Source organism: Stenotrophomonas maltophilia group sp. Smal32, assembly GCF_030237085.1.
In the GTDB taxonomy this organism is placed as follows: domain Bacteria; phylum Pseudomonadota; class Gammaproteobacteria; order Xanthomonadales; family Xanthomonadaceae; genus Stenotrophomonas; species Stenotrophomonas maltophilia_Q.
This window is the reverse complement of sequence record NZ_JASJSI010000188.1, coordinates 1-1,075: the sequence shown is the minus strand read 5'-3', so window position 1 is coordinate 1,075 and position 1,075 is coordinate 1. Positions and strand designations below refer to the sequence as shown.

General features: G+C 70.2%; 1 protein-coding gene. It reads right to left on the bottom strand.

From position 1 onward, the window contains the following. Positions 1–190: 190 nt before the first annotated feature. Positions 191–916 carry a hypothetical protein gene (locus QRO91_RS22035; protein ID WP_049427656.1) on the bottom strand — a complete coding sequence of 242 codons (726 nt, stop codon included), beginning with the start codon at positions 914–916 and terminating at the stop codon, positions 191–193. Positions 917–1,075 lie beyond the last annotated feature (159 nt).

Genomic DNA, 1,075 nt, shown 5'->3' with positions numbered 1-1,075 from the left:
CCCCCCCCCCCCCCCCCCGCCCCCCCCCCCCGCGCCCCCGCCCGCGCCGCGGCGGGCGCGGCCGCCCCCCCCGCACCCCCCGCCGCCGCGCCGCCGCGGGGCGGCGCCCGCACCGCCCCCCGCGCGCGCGGCCCCGCCCCCGCCCCCCCCCGGCGCCCCCCCCCCCCCCCCCCGCCACTACCAAACAGGCTTACGACCAGTCGTACGAGAACAGCACCGTGCGGCTGATCGGCTCGTAGAGCATCACGATCGCGTCGGCACCGGTGGCGCACCAGTTGTAGCCGGCTACGTCGGCCACGGCGAAGAATTTGTTGCCATTGCGGGTGATGATCACCGTTTCGGCATCGTCCGGTGCGTCGGGGTCATCGGCCGCCTCGGTGAAGCCAAGCTCGAAGGCGGCAGGAATCTCTGCAGTCTCTGTCCAGTTGCCGAAACCGATCGGGCCACCCAGCGTATCCAGGTAGTCACGCTCGCTGGGCTCGCCCTTGCCGAAGCGCGAGTAGCAGGCCAGGCGGCCATGGGCGGCATGGTAGTCACGCGCCTTGGCATAGCTTTCGCGCATCTGTGCGATGTGTTCGCGCGTGTACTTGTCATCCACCTGGTCGCCGATGAAATAGCCCTCGTTGCCGAGGAAACGCATCTCGTTGTCGGCAGTCAGTTCGAAGGCGATCCAGTTGGTGCCGGTGAAATCGTTGTGGTGCGCTTCGGTGGTCTCACCGATGCAGCCGTCATACGGCTCGATCGGGCACAGCATCGTTGCCACCTGACCGGCCAGTTCCGGGCGCAGCACACCCAGGTCGATCTTCAGTAGCGGCAGCAGGTGCTGGCCGAGCCACGCCTGGTCAGCGGGGAAGACGTCGGTGGGGAAAGGGACCATGCCGGGCAGCAGGTCGCGCAGTTCAGTCTGGTGGATCATGTCAGTCCTTTGAATTGGATCGGGAGTGCCGGGGCGCGTCCCCGCAGCCTGGTAAAAAAATTGGGTGCGGGGGCCGCGCCCCGGCACCCCCATGCCCGCCGCGGGCCCCCGGGGGCGGTAGGCCCCGGGAGCCGGCGCCTCAAGGCGCTGTCCGTCTCG